Origin of the sequence: Erwinia sp. S38 (assembly GCF_016624545.1) — a bacterium.
GTDB lineage: Bacteria > Pseudomonadota > Gammaproteobacteria > Enterobacterales > Enterobacteriaceae > Erwinia > Erwinia coffeiphila.
In genome coordinates this window covers 191,132-217,584 of the sequence record NZ_JACVTS010000004.1, presented here as the reverse complement: position 1 = coordinate 217,584, position 26,453 = coordinate 191,132, and the positions used below count along the sequence as shown (strand labels likewise).

The window sequence follows — 26,453 nt, the reverse complement described above, 5'->3', positions numbered from 1 at the left end:
GGGGTATAGTTCAGTAAACCCGTGAATAAATTTCGTTAATCGGCAGGTGAAAATGGACAGCTTCAGCGGCGTGACGGTGTTTGTGCAGGTGGCGGAAAGCCGTAGTTTCGTGACGGCGGGTCGCCAACTGGGGCTTTCTGCTTCGGCGGTCAGCAAAAGCATTGCCCGGCTGGAGGAAAAGCTGGGCGTCCGGCTGTTCCATCGCAGCACACGCAGCATGACGCTGACGGCTGAAGGGTCGCTGTTTCTGGAGCGAAGCCGGCGCATTATCGGTGAGATGGAGGCCGCGCAGCTTGAGCTGTCGCAGGTTGCGGGAAAACCGGCGGGACGCCTGCGCATCAGCCTGCCGCAGGTCAGCCCGCTGATGCTGCCGGTGCTGGGCGATTTTATGGCGCGCTACCCGGATATCGAACTGGATCTGGACTTCAGCGACAGAATGGTGGAGGTAATTGAAGAAGGGTTTGATGCGGTGATCCGCACCGGGCAGCCGATGGATTCCCGTTTGTCGGCCAGAAAGCTGGGTAATTTCACCATGAAAATCGTTGCCTCTCCCGCCTATCTTGCCCGCTACGGCACGCCGGAAAATCCCGGCGATCTGCTGCGTCACCGCTGCATGCACTACCGTTTCCCGTACAGCGGAAAGCTGGAAAAATGGGAGCTTGGCAGCGACGTGGAGCTGAATCTGCCGATTTCCATGGTATGCAATAATATCGAAACCCGGGTGTGCTTTGCTCTCAAGGGGTTAGGTATTGCTTTTCTGCCGGAGTTTGCGATTAACAACCTCATTGCGGAAGGGCAGCTGGTGACCCTGTTGGACGATATCGATAAACGCAGAGGGGTGTTCCATATCCTCTGGCCCGCCAGCAAGCACGCATCACCGAAGATACGTGCGCTGGTTGATTTCCTGACCGACAGGGTGTTTGCTAACGGCAAAGCGGAAAGTCTTTAAACGCTGACGATGGCTATCGCCAGCCGGTCAGCATGTCGCCGATATTCCGCTTCAGTCAGTTTCATTCCCCGCCGGGCCGATCGACATATCCGGCCGTGGATTCAGCAGTCCTGTCCCATCATTCAGCGAATCCAGTACGCTACGGCGGGTCATCTGGCAGGCGAGTTCTGCCGCGTCGAACAGCGTTAACCCCTTCAGCAGAAGGGCGGTCAGCTGCGCGGTAAACATATCGCCGGTGCCTTTAGGCGCACCGTCGTAGGCTTCGTGCTCGATGATATGCACGGCCTCTGCGGTCACGCAGATAACACGCAGTGTTTTCCCCGCTTCGCCGCGTGCGGCACTGGTGACGATGATCCACTGAGTTTGCTGGTTTAGCAGCGTTCGTGCTGCAGTTATCACATCATCGTCATTTTTCAGCGTTTTTCCACTCAGGCAGGCCAGCTCAAAACGGTTGGGCGTCAGGCCCGTCGCCATCGGCGCCAGGCTGTCGCGATACCACTCCAGCAGCGCCGGATCGACGTAGTAGCCGCAGTCGTCGTCACCCATAACCGGATCGATAATCACCATCGCATCTGGATTTGTCCGCAGCGTATCAGGCAGCCAGCGGCTGACTTCCCCGGCTTTGCCGGTGCTGCCCAGGTAGCCGGTAATAATGGCGCATAGCTGCGCATCCTGCCCGCGATCGTGCAGCCCCTGAAGGAAACCATGGAACCAGTCTGATGAAATCTCACCGCCGAAGCAGCTGGGATAGTCGGGCGTATTGCTGAGTAAAAAAGTGGGTACGGCCAGAACCTGCCAGCCGTGGCTTTCCAGCACAGGCTGGGCAATGCTGTTGCCGACGGTGCCGTAAATGACCTGCGACTGGATCGAGATAATATCCGCGTTTTTTTCCGGGCGGCGCTTTTGCAGCTGGGCCGGAGTGATGCCTGGTATCATAAGATTATTTCTCCGTTGGCCAGAAGTGATCGTCAGGCAGTGACCGCGCGCCGAAAATAGCCTGTCCGACCCGCACGACGGTCGCGCCTTCTTCAATGGCGATTTCGAAATCCCCGGACATACCCATCGACAGCGCCAGCTGCTGAGCATCGCCAAGACGATCCCGCAGCGTTCGCAGCCGCACAAAACAGGCCCGCACGCGTGCGGCGTTGGAACTGAATTCGGCGAGCGTCATCAGGCCGCGCACGCGCAGGGTATCCAGTCTCTGAATTTTCCGCACAAATTCGCCAGCCGCATCGGGGTGCAGCCCGTATTTGCTCGGTTCATTTGAGGTATTCACTTGTATAAATACATCCAGCGCCCGGCCTTCTGCCTGCAGGCGGCGGTCAAGTGCCTCTGCGGTATGCAGACTGTCAAGCGCCTGAAATTCACTGGCAAAGCGGGCAACCAGCTTCGCTTTATTGGTTTGCAGATGACCGATAACCGACCATCTGAGATCGGTTAAATCGGCCATCGCCTGCGATTTTCCCCACGCCTCCTGAACTTTATTCTCGCCCAGCTGAGTGCAGCCTGCCTGATGCGCCAGGCGAATGTGGGCTTCATCCATGGTTTTACTGACCGGCAGCAGCCGCACTTCAGAAGGATCGCGCCCGGCGCGCAGGCAGGCGCTGTCGATCCGCGCCTGAACCGCAGCCAGGTTATGGCGGAAATCCTCAACGCTTTCCGCCTGCGGCCAGCGGTTATGCATCTCATGGCGCGGCTGCGTGTGCTCCGCGACAGCCGGATCGAGAGTGGAACTCTGGTGTGTTTTCATAACGGATAGACAACTCATCGGCAGTGAATTAACATTGTCCTAGGCTAAACCTAATTTTGTCACAGTTCAATGAAGATAAACGGTAAAACAGCGGGTGAAATTTTCAACAGCATTCGATCTCTGGTACATGCCCGCGAGCTGACACCGGGAATGCTGCTTCCTTCCGTCCGGGAGTTGGCAAATGAGCTGGGGGTCAATCGCAATACGGTTGCACTCGCTTATAAACGGCTAACCGATGCGGGTTTTGCGCTCTCGCAGGGGCGTAACGGCACCATTATTCGCGACGCCGTATCTGACGTTGAGCTGGAGGGGAGCACCGCCGGCCTGACTTTAAAGGATCTTGCCAGCGGTAATCCTTCCCCCGACGTTCTGCCAAAACTTCACGACCTCGTGACCTTTATCCGCAGTTCGCCAAGCCTTTACGGTGAAGCCACTATTCGCCCTGAACTGGAAGAGGCAGGGCGTGAATGGTTACAGGCTGACTTATCAACCCGCTTCGAACTGAATCTGACCAGCGGTGCGGTCGATGCGGTAGAGCGCGTGCTGGCAACCTGGCTGATTGCCGGCGATCGGGTGGCCGTGGAAGATCCCTGCTTTCTCAGCAGTATCAGCACGCTGAAACATAACCGTCTGCAGGTTTGCCCGGTGCCGGTCGATACTGAGGGAATGCAGCCTGAAGCGCTGGCGAGCCAGCTGGAAACCGGCGTGAAGGCGGTCATTATTACCCCGCGCGCGCATAATCCTACCGGTTACGGCTTGAGTTCTGGCAGAGCCGCACAGATCCGTACCCTGCTGGAGAGCTATCCGCAGGTGCTGGTGATTGTGGACGACCATTTTTCTCTGCTTTCCACGCAGGATTATCATCATGTTATTCCGCTTAATACGCAAAACTGGGTGCTGATCCGCTCGACGTCGAAATTTCTCGGGCCTGATTTTCGGCTGGCTTTCGTCGCCAGCGATGGCGAGACCTCCGCCCGCCTGCGGCAGCGGCTTAATACCGGCACCAACTGGGTCAGTCATATTCTTCAGGACCTGGCCGGTGCATCCATAACGTCACCACAGTTCCGCCAGACGATTGAGCAAGCGCGCCAGCGCTATCAGCAGCAGCGGGAAGGATTAGTGACGGCATTAAAACGTTACGGTGTCACTATTTCGTCACAGCATGACGGACTGAATATCTGGGTTCCACTTGTCGGTGACACATCGGCCATTGTCATGCAGCTGGCTCAGCGCGGATGGCTGGTCAGGGGCGGGGATTCCTTCGCGCTCGGCGGTGGCAGTAGCGGTCTGCGGATTACCGTCTCCGATCTTAACCCGGCGGAAACCGAACAGATTGCGCAGTCTCTGGCAGCGATCCTCTCTGCATCGCGCCAGACCTTTATCCCTCAGCTGGCCTGAAACGGCCTGTATAACGATTAATGGAGTTACCTGCAATGCGCGTACATTTCATCGTACATGAAAGTTTTGAAGCCCCGGGCGCTTATGAAATCTGGGTCAGAGAGCGTGGCCATGATGTGACCTTTTCCCGGGTCTACGCTGGCGATCCGCTGCCGAAGACCGTCACCGATATTGATTTTCTGATCGTGATGGGCGGCCCGCAGGACCCGGCAACCACACCGGAAGCGTGCCCGCACTTTGATTCCAAGGGTGAACAGGTGCTGATTGCGTCGGCTATCAAAGCGGGCAAAGCGGTTATCGGTATCTGCCTCGGTTCGCAGCTGATTGGCGAAGCGCTGAGTGCGCCGTTTGCCCACAGCCCGGAAAAAGAGATCGGCAAGTTCCCCATCTTCCTGACCGATGCCGCAGCGGAGGATACGCTGTTTTCACATTTCGGCCAGACGCAGGAAGTCGGGCACTGGCATAACGATATGCCGGGCCTGACGCCCGATGCGCGCATCATCGCCTACAGCGAAGGGTGCCCGCGACAGATTGTGGCCTACTCAGATCGCGTCTTCGGCTTCCAGTGCCATATGGAACTGACGCCCGAAGTGGTTGAATTGCTCATTGCCCACTCTGAAAACGATCTCAGCCGCGCGGCTGAATTTCGTTTTGTGAATACACCGGATGAGCTGCGCGCCCATGACTACCGGGCGATGAACCAGGTGCTGTACACCTTCCTCGATAAGCTGGCCGAGCGTTATACAACAGTGAAAGCCTGATACACCCGCCCGGTTTGGATAAATACCGGGCAGATTCTCCCGCCCCGGGCGAAGCGCAGCCCGGAACGCGGCCATCTGTGTTAAATTACTGCCGTTACCCGCTACAGCCGAAGAGAAAAAATGAATACGCCGCTCAGCCGCACCACCCGTGAAATGAAAAAGAGCAATATCGCGCTGGTGATCGGCATGCTGAAATCCCTTGGCACAGCAACCAAGGGCGAGCTGGCGCAGCAAACCGGATTGAGCAGCGCTACCTGCGGGGCGGTACTCAATGAGCTGACCCTAACCGGGGAGGTGCTGGCGCTGGAGTTTGAAGCATCGCGCGGTGGTCGCCCGGCACAACGCTATGCCTGCAACCCGGATTTTTTCTCCGTCCTTAGCCTGTATGCGGCGGGAAGCGATGCCCGTGCTGAACTGGTGTGGGCGGTCAGTTCGGCCACCGGCAATCTGCTGGCTCAGGGAGAGATGCCGTTTCTGCCGCTGACGGTGGAAACCTTCGACACCCTGATTGCCTCTCTGCTGGCGAAGTATCCCGGCGTGCGGGTCATTGGCATCGGGCTGCCCGGCGTGGTGGTGGACGATGTGGTGGGATACTGTGATATCTCGCTGTTTAGCGGGTTGCCGATTGCAGCGCGCACCGCACGGCAAACCGGCTGTTTTACCCAGGCGGGTAACGATCTGAACTACACGGTATGGGGCTTTTACCGCAGCAGCTGTGCGGGCGTCAGCGCACCGGTAGCCTATCTCTACAAACCCGATGTTCACTACCCCGGCTGTGGCATGGTGATTGATGGCAAAGTGCTTACCGGCGTCAGTAATTTTGCCGGTGAGGTGCTGCATCTGCCGTTTAACGTCGAAGGCGAACCGCCGCTGGTGGAAGGCATGGCCAAAACCCTGGTTTCGCTGACGGCGCTGATTAACCCGCGTACCGTCGCGGTGGCGGGGGATAATATTCGCGCTGACCATCTGCCGGAGATGAGAGAAATCTGCCTGCGGTACGTTCCGGAAAAACATCTGCCTGAACTGATTTACCGTGACTCAATTCGCCAGGACTATCTGCAGGGCATTGCCGATCGCACCCTGCAACAGTACAACTACCATCGTTTGTACGCGGAGTAACGCCGCATTTCTTTCCGATAATTTCCCGTTCCCCGATTGACATTTTTTTCGCCATCGTAATAATACCGAGTTATTAAAAGACTTTTAATAAGTATAATCACAAACGAAGGAACCTCTGATTATGTCGATGCAAAACACGATGGTGGGGGTGGACAGCTCCGCACGTCGGGCCTCCACGCGGGCAATATTTCTTGTCACCGGGATGGCAATGGGTCTGTGGGCGGCGCTGGTTCCCTATGCGCAGCTGCGTACGGGGGCCGAAGCCGGGGACCTGGGGCTGCTGCTGCTGTGCCTCGGGGGTGGTTCGCTGATTGCGATGCTGGCTTCCGGGCGGATTATCGGGCAGTTGGGCTGCCGCGCGGTGATCGTCGCCGGGGTGCTGCTGTATTGCCTGACGCTGCCTTTACTGGCGGTATTCAGCGATATCCGTCTGCTGGCGCTGAGCCTGTTGATTTTCGGCATGGGTGTCGGCCTGACCGATGTGGCGATGAACGTGCAGGGTACGCTGGTGGAGCAGGCGGCAAATAAGCCGTTGATGTCAGGCTTCCACTGCCTGTGGAGCGTTGGCGGAATTGCCGGGGCGGGCGGTGGAGCGCTGCTGCTGGGGTCCGGCTTCTCGCCGCTGGGGGCAGTGCTCTGCACCGTGGCGCTGGTGGTACTGGTGACGCTGGGCTTCCTGTCGTCACTGCTGCCGACCGGTGGGGAGGAGGAACAGTCTGAAGGTGGTAAAGCGCGGCCCAATTTCCGCCTGGTACTGATGGCGGTTATGGCGATGATTTGCTTTATGGCCGAAGGTGCCATCCTCGACTGGAGCGGTATTTTTATCACCCAGGAGCGCGGTATGGCGGTTGAACACGCCGGATGGGGGTTTGCAGCGTTTGCTATCGCAATGTCTCTGATGCGTCTGACCGGCGATGTGGTCGTCACCGCGCTGGGCCGCAAGCGAGTGCTGATAATCGGAGGTGTGCTGGGTATCGTTGGCTATCTGCTGACGGTGTTGACTGACGGCTGGGCGATGTCGCTGTTTGGCTTCGCGCTGGTCGGCATTGGCGCGGCGAATATTGTCCCGGTGCTGATTACCCTGGCGGGTCAGGAAAAAGTGATGCCGGTTAACCGTTCGGTAGCGATGGTGGCCACACTGGGTTACTTCGGCGTGCTGGGCGGACCGGCGCTGATTGGCTGGGTGGCGCATCTTTCCAATCTTTATGTGGCGTTTTCGCTGGTGGCTCTGAGCTTCCTGATTATCGTGCTGGGCGCCCTGAAACTGAAATATTAACGATTACCTGAGTGGCAACGTGCCGGCCGGGTCTTTCGTACCGGCTTTTTTTAATTGCAGGGAGATAAAATGATTAAGCTTGTGGCCGTGGATATGGATGGAACTTTCCTTAACAGTCAGGGGGATTATGCGCGTCAGCGCTTTGCAGAACAGTACCAGCAGCTTAAAGAGCGAGATATCAAATTCGTGGTTGCCAGCGGTAATCAGTACTACCAGCTGAAAAGCTTCTTTCCCGATATTGATGCCGAGCTGGCCTACGTGGCGGAAAACGGTGCCTATATTGTTGATAAGCAGCGGGAGATCTATTGCGGAAGCCTGCCGGGGCCCGAAGTAAAACGCGTTATTGAAGTGATAAGCCGGATTGAGGGCGTGAACTTCCTGGTCTGCGGCCGGAAATGGGCCTGGATGCTGGCCAGCGCCGGCGAGGTGTTCTTCAATGAGATGCGGGTTTACTACCATATGCTGGAGAAAATCGACAGCTATGACCAGATTGACGACACCGTGTTTAAATTCGCGCTCAGCTACGTTGAGGATGACGTCAGCGCGCTGATGGCGCGGATTACTGAAGAGGTGGGGGATATCGTCACGCCGCTCTCCAGCGGCCACGGCTCCGTTGACCTGATTATCCCCGGCAATCATAAAGCGAACGGCATCCGCCGTATCCAGCAAATTTACGGCGTTGCGGATAACGAAGTGCTGGCCTTTGGTGACGGCGGCAACGATCTGGAAATGCTGAGACATGCCGGATTTGGCTTTGCTATGGCGAACGGTTCACCGGCGGCAAAAGCGGCTGCGCGCTATGCAGCACCGGCTAATGATGAACAGGGTGTTTTAGCGGTCATTGATGACATGCTGCTGGGGCATGCGCCGTTTAACGCCTGACGGTGAAAATACGGGAGCCGCAATGCTCCCCTTTCACCAATCTGAGATTCGATAACTTCACGCTACCAGCGCTGATGCACCCACGGCGCGATTTTTTCTTGGTAAAGCTGTTTCAGCGCGGCCATGGTTTCCTCTGACAGCGCGTCGACGCCGCTCGCCTGGGCGTTAGCCTGTGACTGTGCTCTGTTTTTAGAGCCTGGGATCACCACGGTGACATCTTCATTCATCAGTATCCAGCGCAGGGCAAACATCGCCATCGTCACGTCACCGGTAATGAAACGGCGGATGTCCTCTACGGCATCCAGCGCCACCTCATAAGGCACGCCGGAGAACGTTTCCCCTTTATCGAAGGCTTCACCATTGCGGTTAAATGCCCGGTGATCGTCGGCGGCAAACGCGGTGGCGGCGTTCATTTTACCGGTCAATAAGCCGGAAGCCAGCGGTACGCGGGCGATGATACCGACGTCACGCCGCTTGGCTTCCCGCAGCAGCAGTTCGGCAGGGCGCTGCCGGAAGATGTTATAAATCAGCTGAATAGAGGCAACGTTTGGGTATTCCAGCGCCTTCAGACCCTCTTCGACTTTTTCAACCGACACGCCATAGCTGCGTATTTTCCCGGCGGCAATCATCTCATCCATCACGGCAAAAACTTCCGGCGTGTAGTAAATTTCCGTCGGCGGGCAGTGCAGCTGCACCAGGTCCAGCGTATCCATTTGCAGATTAACCCGTGAACGGTCAACAAACTCGTTGAGGTTTTTTTCGGTATAGCCGGATGCCTGATGCGGAGAAAGCCGGCGGCCGAGCTTGGTGGCGATAAACGGGCGTTCGCCGCCGCGCTGGTTCAGCACGCTGGCGATGATTTTTTCCGAACGCCCGTCGCCGTAAACATCGGCGGTATCAATAAAGTCGATCCCGGCGTCCAGTGCGGCGTTCAGCGCTTCTTCCGCGTCTTCAACGCTAACTTCACCCCAGGTTCCGCCAATCGCCCAGGCACCAAAACCAATTTCCGACACCTTCTGGCCGGTTTTTCCCAGCGTTCTGTGTTTCATCTTGTTATTCCTTACCGTTATTGACTGAAAGGGCGGCTGCAACTCGGCAAGCCGGGTACAAAATTGGGTGTGTGAAGGAGCTTAGCGTTTACCCGCCGGGATCTCTCGTGGTAAAAGATGAATAGGGTTCATTCAAGCAGTTAATAGAGTTCACTATTACTATGGAACGCATTGATTTCGCAGACCTTCAGGTTTTTCTGACCGTGCTGCGCTGCCGCAGCTTTAAGCTGGCGGCGATTGAGCTGGGTTTGACCTCGTCGGCGGTCAGCCATGCAATACGGCGGCTGGAAGCGCGCCTTGATGCCCGCCTGCTTAACCGTACCAGCCGGGCGGTATCATCAACGGCGTTAGGCCAGCAGCTGGCCGAAAAACTGGGTGAGGGATTTGACACTATTTCTGCCGCGATTGAAACGCTGGATGCGCCCGGGCGTAACAGTTTCGGTGCCCTGCGCGTTAACGTTTTTGCCGATGCAGCCAGGCTGCTGGTTGCTCCTGCCTTACCGATATTCTCCGAGCGCTTCCCGCAGGTCAGGCTCAGCATTGTGGTGGAGGACAGGCCGGTTGATATCACCGCCGAAGGCTTTGATGCCGGTATGCGCTACGGTCATCTGGTGCCGGAGGATATGGTCGCCGTACCGCTGACCGGTGCGCAGCGCTGGATCGTGGTTGGTTCACCGCAGTACGTTGAGCAATACGGCGTGCCCGCATCACCGGCAGAGCTGGTAAAACATCGCTGCATCCAGCTATTACTGGGGAATAACGCGCGTTATCGCTGGGAATTTGATTCACCTGAAGGCGGCATCAGTATCAATGTTCCGGGCCATATCACCATCAAGGATACGGAAACCACAATTTCGGCAGCCAAAGCCGGTACTGGCCTGGCCTATGTGCTGGAATCGCGCGTGAGTGATGAGCTTGCTGCGGGTGCGCTGGTGAATGTCATGCCCGCACACTCATCTTATGGCGAGCCTTTTCATATTTACTACAGCAGCAGGCGATATGTTCATCCGGCCCTGCGAGAATTTATTAATATCATTCGTTCACAGCATGGCCTGCAGACACTTCCCGATCTTCATGAGGCAGGCCAAGACGCGTCTGCAGGCTCCGTAAGGCCATAGAGAACTCATCGAGATTGAGATCGTTAATGTGATTTCCAACGACGATCGTTTCCGCGATATCCTGCATGGCCGGCCAGCGCGTTTTATAATTGGCGTAAATGGCAAGGGTCGGTATATTAAACGCGCTGGCAATATGTAATATCGACGTGTCCGGCGTGATGACGATAAACGCGTCTTTAATCACCGCAGCGGAGCGTTTTATGGAGGGTGCCAGGTTCAGGCGATAAACATGATCGCACATCTGTTCTAATTCAATGGCGGTGTTCATTCCTTTAGGACTGTGGACAATTACCACCGGAATTTTTAGCTGCTGCCTGATTAATATTATTATTTTTTTAATCATTGCCGCTGAAAAAGTCCGTTCATCAACGCTGCCTTCAAAATTGAGTGCAACATATTTTCCCGCATAATCGAGATCTTCCCGCACTTCATTTTGCACATCCTCACCCAGAGGAAATTCGAATCGGGGCCGCACCAGCGGAAATCCGGCTTCGCGCATCATAATCGACCATGTTAACGGCACCGGCGCGCGAAAAACCTGATCCATTCTGGACGGGATTTTGCATGCTGGCGAAAAGCATCGCAGGGATAATCCCACCACCTGAAAGTTAGTTTTAGCCTTCAGGTTTTTTATGAAACACATTGTTTTAAAATTGTTTTTCCGCATCGCTTCAACGCAGAGATCGGGTGTGCCAAACGCTTTACGTATCTCCAGCGCCACCGCCTTCACTTCCGCCAGGCTTGCGTTATCCTGAAAGGTCATCTCTATAACGGTGAGTCTGGTCGAAGCTAAAATCAGATCGTCGAAGACCGTTTTGTTCAGCGTGGATGCCACAATAATAATATGGTCGACTTTTTGCCTTTCCAGCGAACGTATCACCGGAAAAATTGACATCGCATCTCCGATTTGATCTGGAATATGAATAACGGCCAGACTGACTTTATCCGGATTAATATGAGTGGCTTTATAGTCATAGGGACTGAATGCAATGCGCCTTAATAGATATTTCCAGGACATGCTTCAGGCCTCACTTTTCGTTAGTTATTAAAAATGGGCGAATTTTAGCAGCGGCATGTCGGTAAGTATAGGATGCAGGATGGCAATCATGTAAAGAATGATGTTGAGGCGTAATTAATTATGTTTTATTAATTCTGTGCCTCTTAAATAACGATAATATGGATTTTTTATGATTACTTTTCTTTTAAATATTTACTTTGCATTATTCATTCTCTGAGGTCGCGGTACATGATGTACCGCGACCGGCCGTTAGGATCAATCCTGCGGGTGCTGAGATAAAAATGCGGCAATAGCATCGGTCACCGCTTCAGCTGACTCAAGCGTGGGATGGTGCCCCGTTTCGGGTAACAGTCGCAGCGTTGAGCCGGGTATCGCTTGCGCCATCTCATGGCTTAGCTCAGGTGGGGTAGCCCGATCGTTTTCACCGCTGATAATCAGTGTGGGCACGGTAATCATCGGCAGCAGCGCTCGGATATCGCCTCGGGTGAATACGGCGGCATCGAGCGCAAGTGCCAGTCCGGTTCGGTTATGGCTCAGCATCACGGCGCGTTCACGCAGGGCCTCATCCGGACGATCTGCAAGCCAGCGCTCTCCGTTAAGCCGGTGCTGAATATCCCTGAACAGCGATTCACGCGACTCATCGCTGCCGTTGAGTATCACCTCACGCTGCGCTTTCCAGCTATCGAGCCGTTCCGGGAACTCAGCCCTGGCGCTGGTGCCGATCAAAACCAGTCCCGATACGCACTCCGGTTCCCGCGCGGCCAGTCGTATTCCCACCATCCCGCCCTGGCTCTGTCCCACAAACGTCACTTTGCCTAACGACAGCTCACGGATCATTAACGCCAGGTCGCTGCTGATATCATCCAGCGTCCAGCCATCGGGGCGGTAGCCGCTCTGCCCGTGGCCGGGCATATCCAGCACAATGCAGCGATGGGTCTGGCTGAGCACGCGGACCTGTGCCGCAAAGACATCGCGATCGACCAGCAGCCCGTGGGCAAACAGCAGGGTAGGGCCTTCACCGCAGTCGCGGTAGCGATAGAGCGTGCCGTTAATTCTTACCTGCTGACTCTGCCAGCTGTCGTCGGCATCAAAAGCACGCTGCAGCAGAGCCGAATCTTCATATATCTGATAGCGGGTAATTTTCGAATTTTCGACGGTGAAATGAATAATCATATCGCTACCGATGGTATTACCGCTGCTTAACACAGTATGTCGAAAGCGACCGATAGCCAGCACGCTGCCGTTGTGTTCAATAAGTTCGTTTATGGCAAAGACCTTTGGCTTGAAGTTTTCAGGAAAGCGCTCCAGCCATTTTTTGACCTCTTTCTGCCCGTACAGCAGACCGGTGGTAGAAACGCTCGGATCGCCGTCGATATGCCAGACAACATTCTCATCCAGCAGGGCGATAGCGTCCGCAATATTGCCTCTTGCAAATGCGGCGAAATAGCGTTTGACCACTTCCGTGGCAGTCAAATTTGGTGTGCTTAGGTTATTTCCCTGTGCCATATAAAAACCCTCTTTATTTTTAAATCATTAGGTTACGTATCATTTCAGGCAGTATAGTTATGGCGGATTTGGGAAAAAACAGACAAAACAGGACAATCATTTTCCAATAATAGAAAACGGTAACGGGGAATTTACTGTGGACTGGAACGATTTGCGCTTCTTTCTTACCGTCGCGCGTACGCAAAGTTTGACGAAAACGGCCGCCGCGCTGAGGGTCAGTCAGTCAACCGTAGCAAGAAGAATTAGTGCGCTGGAAGGCAGCCTGAAAACCTGTCTGTTTGTTCATCATCAGACCGGCTACTTCTTAACGGATGCGGGGCAGGACGTGCTGCACTATGCCGAAGAAGTGGAAGGAAAAATCCTGGCGCTGGAGAGTCATATCTCCGGCACGGATATGCGCCCGGCCGGTAAGGTCCGGCTGGCAACGGCAATGACGCTGGCCAGCCATCTGATTATTCCTGCGCTGCCGCGATTCAATGAAAGATATCCCGATATCGTGCTGGAAGTGATAACCGGGATAAATACCGTCTCGATGTCCCGGCACGATGCTGATATCGCACTCCGCCTGGTGCGGCCGGAGCAGCAGTCGCTGAAAATTCGGAAAGTGGGCCGCATTGATTCGGCGGTATACGGATCGAAAACGTATCTCGAAAGGCATCCGGCCCCTGACGATTTTCCGCTGCAGGGGAGGGAGATTATCACCTGGGAGCCGGCCTACGGGCATCTTCCCTCAGCGAGATGGTTAGCTGAAAATTACCCGAATGCGCCTTCCGTACTGGTCACGATCAGTCTGGTGGCACAGCTGGCTGCGGTAAAAGCTGGCCTGGGCCTGGCCGTATTGCCTGGTTTTATTGCCGCGCAGGAGAGCGAACTGAGAATAGCGATCCCTGCCGATCGCGTCTTTAGTGAAGATCTGTGGCTGGTGACACATGCCGAGCTGACCGCATCGGCACGGGTCAGGGCAGTGGCGGATTTTCTGGTGGAGATTGTAGCCGAGGCGGGTTTGCGGTCATTCAGCCGTTAACGATACTGGCACTGACCCTGCATTTTGAGGATCGTGAACGATCCTGCTAGTGTTATATCCAGTTTATTACGAAACCCGCAGTCGGGAAGCTCATCGCTGGCTACGGAATGACTTGAAAAGTATCCGGTCGGCACGGATGTGAAAGGATGATATGTCTCGCGGAAAATGGATGTTGAGAATTGTTCTCCCGTTCATCGCATTGCTAATGGTGATGATAATAGCGGTACTGAGCAGGCTTCAGGCATTTGAACTGCCCGATTCTGCCCGGCAGCGCCATGTTGTTTTCAACCAGGGCGCAGACCGACTGGAAGGAACGCTGCTGTTGCCGGATGGCATATCTTCACCGCCGGTGGTTCTGCTGGTTCATGGGGATGGTGCGCAGGATCGCTGGTCGGCCGGGGGCTATCTGCCGCTGGTGAATTATCTGCTCTCGCAGGGGATCGCGGTTTTCTCCTGGGATAAACCTGGCGTAGGTAGCAGCAGTGGTAACTGGCTGGCGCAAACCATGGCCGATCGTGCCGATGAAGCCACGCGGGCGCTGGAAAAGTTGAAAGCGCTTCCCGAATTGCAAAATAGTCCCGTGGGTTTTCTGGGATTTTCCCAGGCTGGCTGGGTTGTTCCGCGCGCCAGTCGTCAGAGCCGCGCGGATTTTGCCGTGCTGATTGGGGCCGCGATTAACTGGCGCAGCCAGGGCTTTTATTTTATGCGGCAAAGGCTGCTGTCGGAAGGCGTGTCTGACGGTGGAATAGTAAAAGCGCTGGCCGATGAAACAGAAGCTTTCGATAAACAGTATTCACGCCAGGCAGTGGAGCGTCCCTGCCTTTCTCACTGTAACCGGCAGGATTTTGAGCGACGGAATGCGCTGGCGGATGCCCGTGAGGATATACGCCAGATGACCACGCCAGTTCTGCTTTTGATGGGTGAAGCGGACCGAAATGTTGATTCCGATGAGTCCGTCGAACGGTGGAAAGAATCGCTGCCGGTAAAAACGACGCAATGCCTGCGGCAGGTGAGCGGGGCGACTCATGGATTGCTGCGGAGTGCGCTGTTCGATTATCAGCTGACGTCGCAGTGGCCCTGGTGGAAGCAGGGGGCTTTTTTGATGCTCGGACAGAAAGCCTATTCCCCAGGAGTGTTGCCAGGTGTGGCGGAATGGATTCACCGGCAGCGGTGCCATGTTGAGTCGTAACCAGCTGGCGCTTAAGGAACTGCGCCAGTTTCAGCCCTTTAATTTCTGCTGAGCTGTTGCATGTTTTGCCGGTCTTAATTGCGGCTTTATGGTTACATAGGCTTGTTGATTGATTTGATGCGCATTTTGTATGTTGTAACTATTTTGATCAATATGACGCTCTTTTAACCTCGCTGAACGTTGGACACGGGAAGTGTGACGAGGTGCACTACGCCCTCCCCGGGCGACATTCCCCGGGGAAAACGATTGGATTTACTGCAACGATGTTGACTCCCCCGCCTGCCAGCACCTGACGGAATGACCGTTAGCCAACTTTCGCAGCGGCTGCATTTCACTGCACCGGGCTGTCGCATAAGGGCAGCGCTCGCGGAAATAACAGCCCGCAGGTAGCTGACGATTTACCGGCAGTTCCGTATTGCTCGGAGCGCCATCCAGCGGAGCACCGATGCGCGGCACCGACTCCATCAGCAGTCGCGTATACGGATGCTGCGGCGCATCCAGCACCTGCCGCGTTTCGCCAATCTCGACGATTTGCCCCAGATACATCACCGCCACGCGGTCGCTCATATGCCGCACCACCGACACGTTATGGGAAATCAGTACGTAGGTGAGGTTTTGCTGCTGTTGTAATGAAACCAGCAGATTAAGGATCTGCGCCTGCACGGAAATATCGAGCGCGGAAGTGGGTTCATCCAGCACCATAATGTCCGGCTGCCCGGAAAGCGCGCGGGCAATGGCGATGCGCTGCCGCTGGCCGCCGGAAAAGGCGTGGGGCGGGCGGTCAAGATACTCCGGCCGAATACCGACCTTCGCGGCCAGCGACTCCGCAAGCTGACGGCGGGCCTTTTCATCGCTACGTGATTGTATCCACACCGGTTCAGTAATAATTCGCCACACCGGCAGTCGCGGATCGAGGGAGGAGAGCGGGTCCTGGAAGACCATCTGCATACCTCGGCCCAGCCACGAATTTGGCGATCGGGCCAGCTCCAGTTTCCCCGAAGTCGGTTTCAGCATGCCCATCAGCAGCTTCGCCAGAGTACTTTTTCCGCAGCCGGATTCGCCGACGATGCCCAGCGTTTCGCCGCGATGGACCACCATATCCAGACCATTAAGCGCATGAACGCGCTCGGTGACTTTCCCCCGCCAGTTAGTTCTGGCCGGGAAATTAACGTGGACGTCATTCAGTTCGAGCAGGGATTCAGACATTTACCGCCTCCTTTTGCGGATACCAGCAGGCCACCTGCCGGTCGACACTGCCAGCAGTACGCAGTAACGGTGCTTTACCGCAGGCGTCACCTGCTGCAAAACAGCGCTCGCGGAAGGCGCAGCCCGTCGGAAGGCTGGCCAGATTAGGCACGGTGCCGGGAATCGAGGCCAGTTCCGCGCGGGGTTCGGCGCTGTCCGGTGAGCATTCCAGCAGCCCGGCAGAGTAGGGATGCGACGGCTGGGTCAGAACGCTTGCCGTTCTGCCGCTTTCGATGACCGAACCGGCATACATCACATAAATCCGGTCGCAAACCTGAGAGACCACCGCCATATCGTGGCTGATAAACAGCACGGCGGTGCCGGTGGCGGCGGCTTTTTCTTTCAATAGCCTCAGCACCTGGCGCTGCACCGTCACATCCAGCGCCGTTGTCGGCTCATCGGCAATCAGCAGGTCCGGTTCGCAGGAGAAGGCCAGCGCGATCATCACCCGCTGGCGCATCCCGCCGGACAGTTCAAACGGATAGCGCTGCATCACATTATGCGGGTCAGCAATCTGCATATCTTTCAGCAGCGCTTCTGCACGCTCGCGGGCCTGGCTGACCGACAGTGGCCGATGCTGACGCAGCACATCCACCATCTGTTTGCCAATGCGGCGGGTCGGATTCAGCGCGGTCATCGGCTCCTGAAAAATCATCGCCACCCTGTTGCCGCGCATTTGCCGCATCTCCGCTTCGCTGGCGCTGAGCACGTCTTTTCCAGCCACTTCCAGCCTGCCGCTGTTCACCCGATAGGTATGCCGGGGTATCAGCTGCATGGACAGCATGGCGGTAACGGACTTGCCGGAGCCGGACTCACCGACCACGCCGACAATTTCTCCCCGGTTGATATGCATCGATACGTTGTTCAGTACGCTCACTTCCCCCTGGTACACCGGAAAACTGAGGCGAAGATTTTCAATGGTCAGAATTCTGTCCTGCATCAGTTACGTCCTCCGGCTTTCGGGTCGAGTAAATCCTGAATGCCGTCGCCAAACAGGTTAAATCCGACGGCGGTAATCAAAATGGCCGCACCCGGGAAGGTGCAGTACCACCATTGGTCGAGTACATAGTTGCGGCCGATAGCGACCATTGCGCCCCATTCTGCGGTCGGCTGCTGGGCACCCAGGCCGATAAAGCCCAGCGTAGCCGCCATCAGAATTGCGCTGCCCACATCAAGGGAAGCCTGCACCACAAGCGGAGGCAGCGCATTGCGCAGAATATGCCAGCTGATCAAATGCCAGCGCGAAGCGCCAAAAGTACGGGAAGCCTCAACAAAGGTATGCTGCTTAACAATCAGCGTCTGGCCGCGGGCCAGCCGCACATAGAACGGAATGCGCACAATAGCAATCGCCAGCATAGCGTTGAACAGGCTCGGGCCGAGCGCGGCGGCCAGCGCCATGGTCAGCACCAGCGACGGAATCGACAGCATGATGTCCATCAGGCGCATAATAAAGGCATCGCTGTGGCCGCCGAGTACACCGGACAGGCAGCCGAGCAGCGACCCGCTGATTCCCGCCACCAGAACGACAGCCAGACCGGCGGCAACGGACTGCTGGCTGCCGATCAGCACCCGGCTGAACAGATCGCGGCCTACCTCATCAGTGCCGAACCAGTGTCCGGCCCCGGGCGGCAGCAGGCGTTCGGCCAGATTAATGGCATTCGGGTCCTGCGGGACCAGCCATGGCGCAAAAATCATCAACAGCAGCATTAACACGATAATCGCGCCGCCCACCACCGTTAACGGACTCTGACGAATCATCCACAGACGGCGTTTCCATGCCGAAGCGCGGGGCGTAGCCCGGGCACTTGCGGGCTGTTCCTGAGTTAACATCATCGGTTACGCTCCACGACCCATTCTCGGGTCAATCCACAGATAAAGAAGGTCGACCAGCAGGTTGACCAGCACGTAAGCAAAGGAAACCACGATGGCAAAGCCCATCACTGCCGGGAAATCCAGCGCCTGAATAGAAGAAACGACATAGGCACCCATACCCGGCCAGGCAAATACCGTCTCGGTCAGTACGGCACCGTACAGCAGATCGCCGAGCGCCAGCCCCAGCACCGTCACCGACGGGATCAGCGCGTTAGGCAAGGCATAGCGCACCACGATAGTGAATTTACTCAACCCGCTCGCTAATGCCGTACGCACGTAATCCTCGCTGAGCTGTTCCAGCATCGCCGAGCGGATCTGGCGAGCCACGATGCCCAGGTGCACAAAGGCCAGAGTGGTAGCGGGCAGGATCAGGTGAGTCAGTGCATTAACAAATGCCTCCATGTCGCCGCTGAGCAGGGAGTCAATCAGATAAAAGCCGGTAACGTGAGCAGGAGGATCAAGCCAGTCGTCCAGCCTGCCGCCGCCAGGCAGCAGATTCAGCTTGCCGTAAAACAGCACGATAACGCCCAGTCCGAGCCAGAAGGCCGGTGTGGAAATGCCCGTCAGCGCCAGCAGGCGCACCAGATGATCCAGCCAGCGGTTTTTATACACCGCAGAGAGCACGCCCAGCGGAACGCCGACCGCCAGAGCAATCAGCAGCGCACAGAACGCCAGCTCAAGTGTGGCCGGGAAGAAGGTTTTCAAATCTTCCAGCACCGGGCGTCCGGTGCGGATCGACATCCCCAAATCGCCATGTAAAAGCTGTTCCACATAGCGGATAAACTGCTGCCAGAGCGGCAGGTTCAACCCCAGCTGTTCGCGAATATGCTGCACGATTTCATCGCTGGCCCGGTCCCCGGCCAGCAGTCGCGCCGGGTCGCCGGGGATCAGATGCGAAATAATAAACGTAATCACGCAAACGCCGGCGACAACCAGCAGCAGTCCCCAGCTTCGCTGCCGGATTAAACTCCAGAAACTCATATGGCTTCCTTAGCAGGATCGAAACCGATCCTGCGGAATAAGGATGAATGAACGACTTACTTACTCATCTCGGAAATATTGAAGATCTGTTCCAGCATCGGATTAAAGACGTAGCCCTTAACGTTTTTATTCATCGCCACCTGGTAGTTCTTCTGGAATAAATAAACGTAGGCGGCTTCATCAATCACCACTTTTTGCGCGGCCTGATAGAACTGGGTGCGCTGCGCCTGGTCAGAGGTCGACACCGCCTGCTTCAGCAGCGTATCCACCTGCGGATTGGCGTACCAGGAACGGTTGCCGGGCAGCCCTTTTTTGTTCGATTCAAACCAGTAGTTCATAAACATATACGGGTCGGCGAAATCCGGGCTCCAGTTACCAATGGCAATGTCATAGTCCCCTTTGCCAATGCGTTCACGCATGGTGGCGTTAGCCAGTTTTTCCAGCTTCACGTTGATACCCAGCGACTGCAGATTGGCCTGCATTGACAGGGCAATTGGCTCCCAGTTCGGATCGTTATCGGAATAAAGGAACGACAGCGTTTTCGGTTTATCCGCCACCTTGCCAAACGCCTCTTTCGCTTTGGTTAAGTCCAGCGAATACTGCATGGCGGAGGCATCGTAGCTCCACATGCCTTCCGGTACCGGCCCGCGCATCTGCTTGCCGTTGCCGCCCAGAATGCCGTCAACCATGCCTTTGTAGTCGGTCGCCCACGACACCGCGCGGCGCAGATCCGGCTGATTTAACGGCGCTTTGGCATTGTTCAGATACAGATAGGTGACCCGCAGCGCCGGATAGTCATAAACCGCCACCTCACCCTGTTTTTTCAGGGCTGCGAACTGATCAACCGGCAGAGAGTCGGCAATATCCACATCGCCTTTCTCCAGTTGCAGACGACGCGCGGCGCTTTCACTGATGATTTTGACCGAGACGCGTTTAAAGGCTGGCTTGCCATCCGCGAAATGTGGGTTAGGTACCAGCACCAGCTGCTGCCCTTTTTGCCAGCGCTGCAGCATATAGGCACCGGAACCGGCGGTGTGTTCGGCCAGATATGCCCGCGCATCGTCGCCCGCGTTCGCCTTGAGCACCGCCGGATTGATAATCGATGCGCCGTCGTTAGCCAGCGTGTACAGGAACGGAGCGAACTGATCCTTCATGGTAAAACGAACGGTCTGCGGATCGACCGTTTCCACTTTTAAATCCGCCGGGAACGCTTCGGACGGCCCCTGTTTAATCCGCATCAGTCGTTCAAAGGAGAGCTTCACCGCCTCAGCCGTAACCTCGCTGCCGTCAGCGAACTGAGCGCCCTTATTTAGCGTAAAGGTCCATACCTTCCCGTCATCGGAGCTTTTCCAGCTGGCGGCCAGATCGCCCTCCACGTCGGTCGAACCTTTACCGTTTTCCGTTTTGTACTTCACCAGACGCTGATAGGCGGGGTAGGTTACGGTCCAGTCGTTATTATCAATGGTCACTGCCGGATCGAGCGTTTGCGGATCGGCCGCTTTGCCAATCACCAGCATATCCTTCGGAACGGCTGAAATCGCCTTAGCTGAAACGGCTACCAGCGCCGCCAGTAAAAGTGGACGAAAATAACCTGATGCTGTGTATGTCTTGTTCATGGTAAGACTCCGTCAATCGGTGCGGGTGAAATACAGGAGAAAACATCATCAATAAGCGGATAAACCGACGCCTGCGGTAATTCAAAGTGCCACCATTCGGTCGCAATACCGGTAAAGCCCCCGCCGAACATCACCGCGTTAAGCAGCAGCCGGTTACGCTGTGCAGCCTGCGCCAGTGCGGGATGGTAGGGATGGGATAATTCGTCCATTTCATCAAACCCGGTGCCCATATCCAGCGCGTGGCCATCGGCGTCCAGCAGCGTGACGTCAATTGCCGTCCCCCGGCTGTGGTTCGATCCCTGGCTCAGCGGCACCACGTAATCCTGGTTGGGGCAGGCGCGCCACAGCAGCTCCTGGGCTTTCTGCGGGCGATAGGCGTCCAGCACCAGCAGGGTGAAGCCAGCCAGGCGGGCGATGTCGATACTCTTTTCCAGCGCCTTAACCGCATCAACGTGCAGCAGACAGAGCGCGGAGCTGTAAATCTGCTGGCCGGTGATGTTGTCGGCCGTGGCATATTTCATATCGAACTTCAGCTGAGGAAAGCGCTCAGCAATGTCGATAAGTTGTGTTTCGCGAATCATGCTTTAATCCCTGCTTTTAACGTTCAAACTGACCAAATTCCTGCTGTAGCAGGCGGTTCTGGGCCAGACGAGCCGACAGTGTTGGCCCAAGCTGTTCCACCACGGCAGAAAGGAGAAGGTTATACAGGCAGCTCACCGGTGCGAGAGAGTCCCAGAAGCTGCCGGTATCGGTTTTTACCTGAAGCACATCGGCCTGATAGTCACGCGCCCAGGGGCACCACATGTCGGTGACCAGCGCCATGGCCACGCCGCGCTCGGCGGCCACCCGGCAAAACTGCCGCGCCACGGTGGAGTAGGCGCGGGTATCGGTCAGCACCACGTAAGGTTTTTCATATTCGGAGTTAAGTGATTCAAGCCAGCTACCCGAACTGCCTTCGGCATAGCTCACGCGCGGCCGCAGATATTCCAGATGGCTGAAAAAGGTATTGGCGATGCCTCGCGTCGACTGGATACCCAGGATCACCACGGCATCCGCCTGGGCAATCTGTTTGCTGACCGCCCTAAACGTGTCGGTTTGCGCCAGTTGATAGACGTAGCGAATGGCTTCCAGCTCCATATGCAGCGACTGATTCACCCGGTCGGGCAGGGCCTGCTGCTGCTCCCAGGAGTCCAGACGGTCGATCACTCCCCAGTGTTTGTAGACCTGGCTTGGCGCTTCACGCAGCTGGCTTTTTACGTCTTCCAGATTACGGAATCCCATTTTGCGCAGATACCGCCCCACCGTGATGCCGCTGGTGCCGGTGGCCTGGGCGATGCTGTCAGCCGTCTCAAACGGGATCTGTTCCCGGTTGCTTAGCAGCCAGGAGCTGATGCGTTTTTCGCTCGGCGTCTGGCTACTCCAGGCGGCTTCAATCAGGGTGAACAGTTTGTTCTTCGCGCTCATCGTGTTTCCGTGTTAGTTCGCTGTCATTGAACTGATTACTGACATGAAGCTAACAAAGCACGATGTATGCCATCTTTGTGGGGTTGTTTTTTGTTGATGAAAATCATGTTGTTACATCGATTATTTTCGCGATGGGCATTTTCGGGCGTTTAGCCGCCAGAAAATGCAGCAGTGCAACACGGGTGACAATTGCATCACATCAGTGCAACACGTGAGAAAAGGATGCCAAATCAACAGGCGTCAAATGGACACTATTTAAACAAATGACAGAAGGAGGAGGAGGATTGATCGGGAGCGAAAGGCGCCGTCGGTCGATACCCGACGCGGTGGGATAACGTCGGCAGCAGCCTTGATACAGACGATGACTGTATTCTAGTGTGAATGCTTGCCCGTCTTGCCCGGCGAAAGCGATCTGCCGGGCAACGGGGAAGAAGGCGTCAGATCAGGCGCTCAGCGCCTGCTGCTCCTGCACAGCAAACTGATTTTCCGGCTCGCTCAGCCCAAGGTTTTCACGCAGCGTGTTGCCCTCGTACTCGGTGCGATACAGTCCGCGCTGCTGCAGGATCGGAATCACCTGCTCAACAAAATCATCAAAGGCGGTCGGTGTACCGCCGCGCACGATAAAGCCGTCCGCGGCACCGGAACGGAACCAGTGCTCCAGCCCGTCGGCAACCTGTTCCGCCGTGCCGAAGAATCCCGGCCTTGGCGTTGCCGCCTCCAGCGCCGTCTGACGCAGGGTCAGGCCACGCTCGCGGGCATCGCGCTTGATGGTGTCGGTGGTGCTGCGGAAACTGTTCTGGCCGAGATCGCCAATATCCGGGAACGGTTCATCCAAAGGATGCTGGCTGAAATCGTAGTGTTCGAAATAGCGCCCCAGATACTCCAGCGCTTTTTCCACCGTCACCAGCTGGGCGGTTTGCTGGTAGCGTTCCTCTGCCTGCGCCTCATCCTCGCCGATAATCACGCTGATCCCCTGGAACACGCGAATATCATCGGCGCTGCGGCCGCGTGCCACCAGCTGACGGCGCACGTCTTCACGGAACGCCCGCGCCAGCTCCGGCGTTTCCTGGCGGGTGTAGATGCCATCGGCCGTTTCGGCGGCAAAAGCCTTACCGGCATCCGACGCCCCGGCCTGGAAGATCACCGGACGGCCCTGCGGCGAACGCCCAACGTTAAGCGGCCCCTGCACGGAGAAGTAATGGCCCTTGTGGTTCAGGGTGTGCAGTTTGCTGGCGTCAAAGAATTCCCCCGTCTGCTTGTTGCGAACAAAGGCATCGGCCTCCCATGAATCCCACAGCCCCTTCGCCACCTGCAGGTACTCGCTGGCAATGCGATAGCGCTCGTCGTGTTCAGGATGACGATCGCGGGAGAAGTTCTTCGCCGAGCCTTCCAGCGGTGAAGTCACCACGTTCCAGCCCACCCGACCGCCGCTCAGCTGATCGAGGCTGGCAAACTGTCGCGCCACGGTAAACGGCTCGCTGTAGGAGGTGGATAACGTGGCAACCAGTCCGATTTTATTCGTCACCAGCGCCAGTGCGGAAAGCAGGGTGATCGGTTCGAAACGGTTGAGAAAATGCGGAATTGACTGGGCATTGATATACAGCCCGTCGGCGACAAACAGGAAATCGAATTTTGCCTGCTCCGCCTGTTTTGCCAGCTTCTGCACAAATTCAACGTTAATACTGGCATCGCTCTGCGCATCAGGATGACGCCATGCCGACATATTGCCGGAAGGCCCCTGAATAATCGCACCCAGACGCAGCTGGGATTGGGTCTGACTCATGATAGTGCTCCTTTATCTCAGGCAGCGCGGCCGGGCATCGCCGGCAGCGCATCAAGTAGCTGTTGCGTCCAGGGATGAACAGGGTGCTTAAACACCTGCTCCACATCCCCGCTTTCGACAATCCGCCCCTCTTTCATCACCAGCACCCGGTCGGCAAGATGGTGAATCACCCCAAGATCGTGGGAAATAAACAGCAGGGCGGTACGATGTTCAGTTTGCATATCGGCCAGCAGATCGAGGATCTGCGCCTGCACCGAGACATCCAGCGCGCTGACCGGCTCATCGGCTACCAGTAGCGCAGGGTTCGGCGCAAAGGCACGGGCAATCGCCACGCGCTGGCGCTGCCCGCCGGACAGCTCACGCGGATAGCGATGCAGTAATTTAGGGCTGAGGCTGACCTCATCCAGCAGCTGTAGCACCCGCTCACGCCTCGCCGTGCCGACGATCCCGGCGGTATCCAGACTCTCGCCAATCAGCCGCTCAACGTTGTAGCGCGGGTCGAAGGAGCTGAGAGGGTCCTGCGCGATCAGCTGAAGCCCTGCGCGGCGGCTGCGGCGCAGCGTTTCCGGCTGTTGGCTCCAGCGCTCACCGGCAATATCAATGCTGCCGCGCTGCGGCTCACTCAATCCGAGCAACAGCCGCGCCAGCGAGCTTTTGCCCGAACCGGATTCGCCCACCACGCCCAGCGTTTCACCGGCGCGCAGCTGGAAAGAGACGTTATTCACCACGTGGCGATCGCCGTAGTATTTATGTACGTTGCTGACGTTGACCAGCGGTTCACCGCTGACCACCGGGCGGGGAGGCAGCGCCTGCGGGCGCTCACTGGCGAGTCGGAAGCCGCGCGTCTGCGGCGTTGGAATGGCACGCAGCAGCCGGCGGGTCCACGGATGATGTGGCGCGGTTAACACCTGCCGGGTTTCACCGCTTTCCACCACCTTACCGTCACGCATCACCAGCACGCGATCGGCCAACTCGGCCACCACCGCCAGATCGTGACTAATCAGCAGCAGCGCCTGGCCGTTTTCCCGCCGCCACCGGAGCAGCGTCAGGATCTGTTTTTGTACCGTCATATCCAGCGCGGTGGTCGGCTCATCGGCAATCAGCAGCGCGGGCTGCCCGGCCAGCGCGCAGGCGATCAGCACACGCTGGCGCAGCCCGCCGGAAAGCTGATGCGGGTAGACCGCCAGCCGCTGTTGCGCATCGGCCATGCCCGCTTCATGCAGCAGCTGCAAGCTGCGAGCCGGAATATCGCGGGGGGAAACCCGACCGCTGGCCGTCAGCGCGTCGGCCAGCTGTTGACCCACCGTTCGCAGCGGATCCAGCGAGACCAGTGCATCCTGCAGAACATAGCCAATCTCCCGGCCGCGCACCTGCCGCCAGTCGCGCTCGCGGTTTGCCAGCGCGGGCTGCCCCTGAATCGTGAAACGATCGGCCTCGATCGATGCGCCTTTTGCCTGAAGCCCCAGCAGCGCACGGGCGGTAACGGTTTTACCCGACCCCGACTCACCAACCAGCGCCACCGACTCACCCGGGTAAATGCTGAGGTCAAGCCCGTCAACTACCGTCTGAGCGCCAAAACGAATCGAGAGATTTTGAATATCGACAATCGCGGTCATCGCTGTTTTCCTTCAAATCGAGCCTGCCAGTGACGGCCAACGATACTCACCGCCACCACCGTCAGGGTTATCGCCACACCGGGCCAGACGCCGGTCCACCAGGCGTTACGCAGATAGTTACGCCCCTCGGCCAGCATCAGTCCCCATTCCGCCGTCGGCGGCTGTGGGCCCATACCAAGGAAACTTAATCCCGCCGTACCAATAATCGCCGTACCGAGACCGAGGGTTGCCAGCGCAGGAACCTGAGCAATGGCGTGTGGCAGCACGTGCCGCCACACCAGCACCGGCCACGGCTGGCCGAATGTACGTGCCTGTTCAACGTAGCCGGAGCGGGCAATCAGAAAGGTCTGCGCACGCACCACACGGGCAAAGCGGGGAACAGACGCCACGCCCAGCGCGATAATTAGATTCGTGGTTCCGGGACCGGTGAAAGCGATCAGCATCAGCGCCAGCAGCAGGTCGGGGAAAGCGGAGATCACATCCACCGTGCGGCCAATCACTTCATCCACCACGCCGCGCGCCAGCCCGGCCAGCAGGCCCAGCGCGGTGCCGACAACCACGGCCAGACCGATAGCCGCCACCGAAATCAGCAGGGAGTAGCGGCTGCCGTAAATCACCCTGCTGAGCAGATCACGACCCAGCTGATCGGTTCCCAACCAGTGCTGCCAGGACGGCGGCTGCATGGCGTTTAACGGATCGGCCAGCAGCGGATCGCCCGGAGCCAGCCAGGCGGGGAACGCGGCGGCCAGCGCCAGCACGGCAAGAAAAATAAAGGACAGCAGCAGAGCAAATGGAATGCGTCGCGGCAGGCGGGGGGTTATCAACATCGTGGACATG

Annotated in this window: 24 protein-coding genes; 9 read left to right on the top strand and 15 right to left on the bottom strand. The window is 57.0% G+C overall.

What is annotated here, in order from left to right; translation table 11 throughout:
* The first annotated feature begins 52 nt into the window (after positions 1 to 52).
* Positions 53 to 949, top strand: coding sequence for a LysR family transcriptional regulator (locus tag IBT46_RS06805; RefSeq protein WP_200544990.1), 897 nt, complete (start codon positions 53 to 55; stop codon positions 947 to 949).
* Between the two features lie 51 nt (positions 950 to 1,000).
* Here IBT46_RS06805 and IBT46_RS06800 read toward each other — a convergent pair whose 3' ends face one another.
* Positions 1,001 to 1,885 carry a PfkB family carbohydrate kinase gene (locus IBT46_RS06800; protein WP_200544989.1) on the bottom strand — a complete coding sequence of 295 codons (885 nt, stop codon included), beginning with the start codon at positions 1,883 to 1,885 and terminating at the stop codon, positions 1,001 to 1,003.
* Between the two features lie 4 nt (positions 1,886 to 1,889).
* On the bottom strand, positions 1,890 to 2,699 hold the full coding sequence (locus IBT46_RS06795; protein ID WP_234479997.1) for a YggS family pyridoxal phosphate-dependent enzyme: 810 nt from the start codon (positions 2,697 to 2,699) through the stop codon (positions 1,890 to 1,892).
* A 69-nt stretch (positions 2,700 to 2,768) separates the two neighbouring features.
* Here IBT46_RS06795 and ptsJ point away from each other — a divergent pair, with 69 nt between their 5' ends.
* From ptsJ to IBT46_RS06770, 5 genes are all read left to right on the top strand, one after another.
* On the top strand, positions 2,769 to 4,097 hold the full coding sequence (gene ptsJ, locus IBT46_RS06790) for a transcriptional regulator PtsJ (protein ID WP_200544988.1): 1,329 nt from the start codon (positions 2,769 to 2,771) through the stop codon (positions 4,095 to 4,097).
* 35 nt (positions 4,098 to 4,132) lie between these two features.
* Positions 4,133 to 4,858, top strand: a complete 726-nt coding sequence (locus IBT46_RS06785) for a type 1 glutamine amidotransferase (protein ID WP_200544987.1) — start codon at positions 4,133 to 4,135, stop codon at positions 4,856 to 4,858.
* A 120-nt stretch (positions 4,859 to 4,978) separates the two neighbouring features.
* Positions 4,979 to 5,977 (top strand): ROK family protein, encoded by a 999-nt coding sequence (locus IBT46_RS06780; protein WP_200544986.1) that lies wholly within the window; start codon positions 4,979 to 4,981, stop codon positions 5,975 to 5,977.
* Between the two features lie 121 nt (positions 5,978 to 6,098).
* Positions 6,099 to 7,253 (top strand): MFS transporter, encoded by a 1,155-nt coding sequence (locus IBT46_RS06775; RefSeq protein ID WP_200544985.1) that lies wholly within the window; start codon positions 6,099 to 6,101, stop codon positions 7,251 to 7,253.
* 69 nt (positions 7,254 to 7,322) lie between these two features.
* Positions 7,323 to 8,135, top strand: coding sequence for a Cof-type HAD-IIB family hydrolase (locus tag IBT46_RS06770; RefSeq protein ID WP_200544984.1), 813 nt, complete (start codon positions 7,323 to 7,325; stop codon positions 8,133 to 8,135).
* Between the two features lie 62 nt (positions 8,136 to 8,197).
* On the opposite strand, the gene IBT46_RS06765 is transcribed toward IBT46_RS06770, so the two are convergent.
* Positions 8,198 to 9,184, bottom strand: coding sequence for an aldo/keto reductase (locus tag IBT46_RS06765; protein WP_200544983.1), 987 nt, complete (start codon positions 9,182 to 9,184; stop codon positions 8,198 to 8,200).
* A 161-nt stretch (positions 9,185 to 9,345) separates the two neighbouring features.
* Here IBT46_RS06765 and IBT46_RS06760 point away from each other — a divergent pair, with 161 nt between their 5' ends.
* Positions 9,346 to 10,302 carry a LysR family transcriptional regulator gene (locus IBT46_RS06760; protein WP_200544982.1) on the top strand — a complete coding sequence of 319 codons (957 nt, stop codon included), beginning with the start codon at positions 9,346 to 9,348 and terminating at the stop codon, positions 10,300 to 10,302.
* Here the strand turns inward: IBT46_RS06760 and IBT46_RS06755 are convergent.
* Positions 10,217 to 11,320 (bottom strand): glycosyltransferase family 9 protein, encoded by a 1,104-nt coding sequence (locus IBT46_RS06755; protein WP_200544981.1) that lies wholly within the window; start codon positions 11,318 to 11,320, stop codon positions 10,217 to 10,219. The two genes, IBT46_RS06760 and IBT46_RS06755, sit on opposite strands and share 86 nt — an antisense overlap.
* A 255-nt stretch (positions 11,321 to 11,575) precedes the next feature.
* Complete coding sequence (locus IBT46_RS06750) at positions 11,576 to 12,826, bottom strand: alpha/beta fold hydrolase (RefSeq protein WP_200544980.1); 1,251 nt, start codon at positions 12,824 to 12,826, stop codon at positions 11,576 to 11,578.
* 136 nt (positions 12,827 to 12,962) lie between these two features.
* On the opposite strand from IBT46_RS06750, the gene IBT46_RS06745 reads away from it, so the two are divergent.
* Both IBT46_RS06745 and IBT46_RS06740 read left to right on the top strand, forming a co-directional pair.
* Positions 12,963 to 13,850 carry a LysR family transcriptional regulator gene (locus IBT46_RS06745; RefSeq protein WP_200544979.1) on the top strand — a complete coding sequence of 296 codons (888 nt, stop codon included), beginning with the start codon at positions 12,963 to 12,965 and terminating at the stop codon, positions 13,848 to 13,850.
* Positions 13,851 to 14,019: 169 nt separating this feature from the next.
* Positions 14,020 to 15,039 (top strand): S9 family peptidase, encoded by a 1,020-nt coding sequence (locus IBT46_RS06740; RefSeq protein ID WP_200544978.1) that lies wholly within the window; start codon positions 14,020 to 14,022, stop codon positions 15,037 to 15,039.
* 252 nt (positions 15,040 to 15,291) lie between these two features.
* Here IBT46_RS06740 and IBT46_RS06735 read toward each other — a convergent pair whose 3' ends face one another.
* The 10 genes from IBT46_RS06735 to IBT46_RS06690 form a co-directional block, all read right to left on the bottom strand.
* Positions 15,292 to 16,245 carry an oligopeptide/dipeptide ABC transporter ATP-binding protein gene (locus IBT46_RS06735; protein ID WP_200544977.1) on the bottom strand — a complete coding sequence of 318 codons (954 nt, stop codon included), beginning with the start codon at positions 16,243 to 16,245 and terminating at the stop codon, positions 15,292 to 15,294.
* Positions 16,238 to 17,224 carry an ABC transporter ATP-binding protein gene (locus IBT46_RS06730; protein WP_200544976.1) on the bottom strand — a complete coding sequence of 329 codons (987 nt, stop codon included), beginning with the start codon at positions 17,222 to 17,224 and terminating at the stop codon, positions 16,238 to 16,240. The genes IBT46_RS06735 and IBT46_RS06730 overlap by 8 nt, the downstream gene beginning before the upstream one ends.
* Complete coding sequence (ddpC, locus tag IBT46_RS06725) at positions 17,224 to 18,117, bottom strand: D,D-dipeptide ABC transporter permease (protein ID WP_200544975.1); 894 nt, start codon at positions 18,115 to 18,117, stop codon at positions 17,224 to 17,226. The genes IBT46_RS06730 and ddpC overlap by 1 nt, the downstream gene beginning before the upstream one ends.
* Before the next feature lie 3 nt (positions 18,118 to 18,120).
* A complete protein-coding gene (locus IBT46_RS06720; RefSeq protein ID WP_200544974.1) occupies positions 18,121 to 19,137 on the bottom strand; it encodes an ABC transporter permease in 1,017 nt (338 codons plus the stop codon).
* A 56-nt stretch (positions 19,138 to 19,193) separates the two neighbouring features.
* Positions 19,194 to 20,753 carry an ABC transporter substrate-binding protein gene (locus IBT46_RS06715; protein WP_200544973.1) on the bottom strand — a complete coding sequence of 520 codons (1,560 nt, stop codon included), beginning with the start codon at positions 20,751 to 20,753 and terminating at the stop codon, positions 19,194 to 19,196.
* Complete coding sequence (gene ddpX / locus IBT46_RS06710; protein WP_200544972.1) at positions 20,750 to 21,334, bottom strand: D-alanyl-D-alanine dipeptidase; 585 nt, start codon at positions 21,332 to 21,334, stop codon at positions 20,750 to 20,752. The genes IBT46_RS06715 and ddpX overlap by 4 nt, the downstream gene beginning before the upstream one ends.
* Before the next feature lie 16 nt (positions 21,335 to 21,350).
* A complete protein-coding gene (locus IBT46_RS06705; protein WP_200544971.1) occupies positions 21,351 to 22,217 on the bottom strand; it encodes a MurR/RpiR family transcriptional regulator in 867 nt (288 codons plus the stop codon).
* 442 nt (positions 22,218 to 22,659) lie between these two features.
* On the bottom strand, positions 22,660 to 24,000 hold the full coding sequence (locus tag IBT46_RS06700; protein WP_200544970.1) for an LLM class flavin-dependent oxidoreductase: 1,341 nt from the start codon (positions 23,998 to 24,000) through the stop codon (positions 22,660 to 22,662).
* A gap of 17 nt (positions 24,001 to 24,017) precedes the next feature.
* The gene (locus tag IBT46_RS06695; protein WP_200544969.1) at positions 24,018 to 25,616 is read right to left on the bottom strand and encodes an ABC transporter ATP-binding protein; all 1,599 of its coding nucleotides are present in this window, start codon (positions 25,614 to 25,616) and stop codon (positions 24,018 to 24,020) included.
* A complete protein-coding gene (locus IBT46_RS06690; protein ID WP_234471666.1) occupies positions 25,613 to 26,452 on the bottom strand; it encodes an ABC transporter permease in 840 nt (279 codons plus the stop codon). The genes IBT46_RS06695 and IBT46_RS06690 overlap by 4 nt, the downstream gene beginning before the upstream one ends.
* Position 26,453 lies beyond the last annotated feature (1 nt).

Bases quoted from the DNA above. Each gene is read 5' to 3' on its own strand.
- IBT46_RS06805 (WP_200544990.1), top strand. From the start codon at position 53: ATGGACAGCTTCAGCGGCGTGACGGTGTTTGTGCAGGTGGCGGAAAGC.
- IBT46_RS06800 (WP_200544989.1), bottom strand. From the start codon at position 1,885: ATGATACCAGGCATCACTCCGGCCCAGCTGCAAAAGCGCCGCCCGGAA.
- IBT46_RS06795 (WP_234479997.1), bottom strand. From the start codon at position 2,699: ATGAAAACACACCAGAGTTCCACTCTCGATCCGGCTGTCGCGGAGCAC.
- ptsJ (WP_200544988.1), top strand. From the start codon at position 2,769: ATGAAGATAAACGGTAAAACAGCGGGTGAAATTTTCAACAGCATTCGA.
- IBT46_RS06785 (WP_200544987.1), top strand. From the start codon at position 4,133: ATGCGCGTACATTTCATCGTACATGAAAGTTTTGAAGCCCCGGGCGCT.
- IBT46_RS06780 (WP_200544986.1), top strand. From the start codon at position 4,979: ATGAATACGCCGCTCAGCCGCACCACCCGTGAAATGAAAAAGAGCAAT.
- IBT46_RS06775 (WP_200544985.1), top strand. From the start codon at position 6,099: ATGTCGATGCAAAACACGATGGTGGGGGTGGACAGCTCCGCACGTCGG.
- IBT46_RS06770 (WP_200544984.1), top strand. From the start codon at position 7,323: ATGATTAAGCTTGTGGCCGTGGATATGGATGGAACTTTCCTTAACAGT.
- IBT46_RS06765 (WP_200544983.1), bottom strand. From the start codon at position 9,184: ATGAAACACAGAACGCTGGGAAAAACCGGCCAGAAGGTGTCGGAAATT.
- IBT46_RS06760 (WP_200544982.1), top strand. From the start codon at position 9,346: ATGGAACGCATTGATTTCGCAGACCTTCAGGTTTTTCTGACCGTGCTG.
- IBT46_RS06755 (WP_200544981.1), bottom strand. From the start codon at position 11,320: ATGTCCTGGAAATATCTATTAAGGCGCATTGCATTCAGTCCCTATGAC.
- IBT46_RS06750 (WP_200544980.1), bottom strand. From the start codon at position 12,826: ATGGCACAGGGAAATAACCTAAGCACACCAAATTTGACTGCCACGGAA.
- IBT46_RS06740 (WP_200544978.1), top strand. From the start codon at position 14,020: ATGTTGAGAATTGTTCTCCCGTTCATCGCATTGCTAATGGTGATGATA.
- IBT46_RS06735 (WP_200544977.1), bottom strand. From the start codon at position 16,245: ATGTCTGAATCCCTGCTCGAACTGAATGACGTCCACGTTAATTTCCCG.
- IBT46_RS06730 (WP_200544976.1), bottom strand. From the start codon at position 17,224: ATGCAGGACAGAATTCTGACCATTGAAAATCTTCGCCTCAGTTTTCCG.
- ddpC (WP_200544975.1), bottom strand. From the start codon at position 18,117: ATGATGTTAACTCAGGAACAGCCCGCAAGTGCCCGGGCTACGCCCCGC.
- IBT46_RS06720 (WP_200544974.1), bottom strand. From the start codon at position 19,137: ATGAGTTTCTGGAGTTTAATCCGGCAGCGAAGCTGGGGACTGCTGCTG.
- IBT46_RS06715 (WP_200544973.1), bottom strand. From the start codon at position 20,753: ATGAACAAGACATACACAGCATCAGGTTATTTTCGTCCACTTTTACTG.
- ddpX (WP_200544972.1), bottom strand. From the start codon at position 21,334: ATGATTCGCGAAACACAACTTATCGACATTGCTGAGCGCTTTCCTCAG.
- IBT46_RS06705 (WP_200544971.1), bottom strand. From the start codon at position 22,217: ATGAGCGCGAAGAACAAACTGTTCACCCTGATTGAAGCCGCCTGGAGT.
- IBT46_RS06700 (WP_200544970.1), bottom strand. From the start codon at position 24,000: ATGAGTCAGACCCAATCCCAGCTGCGTCTGGGTGCGATTATTCAGGGG.
- IBT46_RS06695 (WP_200544969.1), bottom strand. From the start codon at position 25,616: ATGACCGCGATTGTCGATATTCAAAATCTCTCGATTCGTTTTGGCGCT.
- IBT46_RS06690 (WP_234471666.1), bottom strand. From the start codon at position 26,452: ATGTCCACGATGTTGATAACCCCCCGCCTGCCGCGACGCATTCCATTT.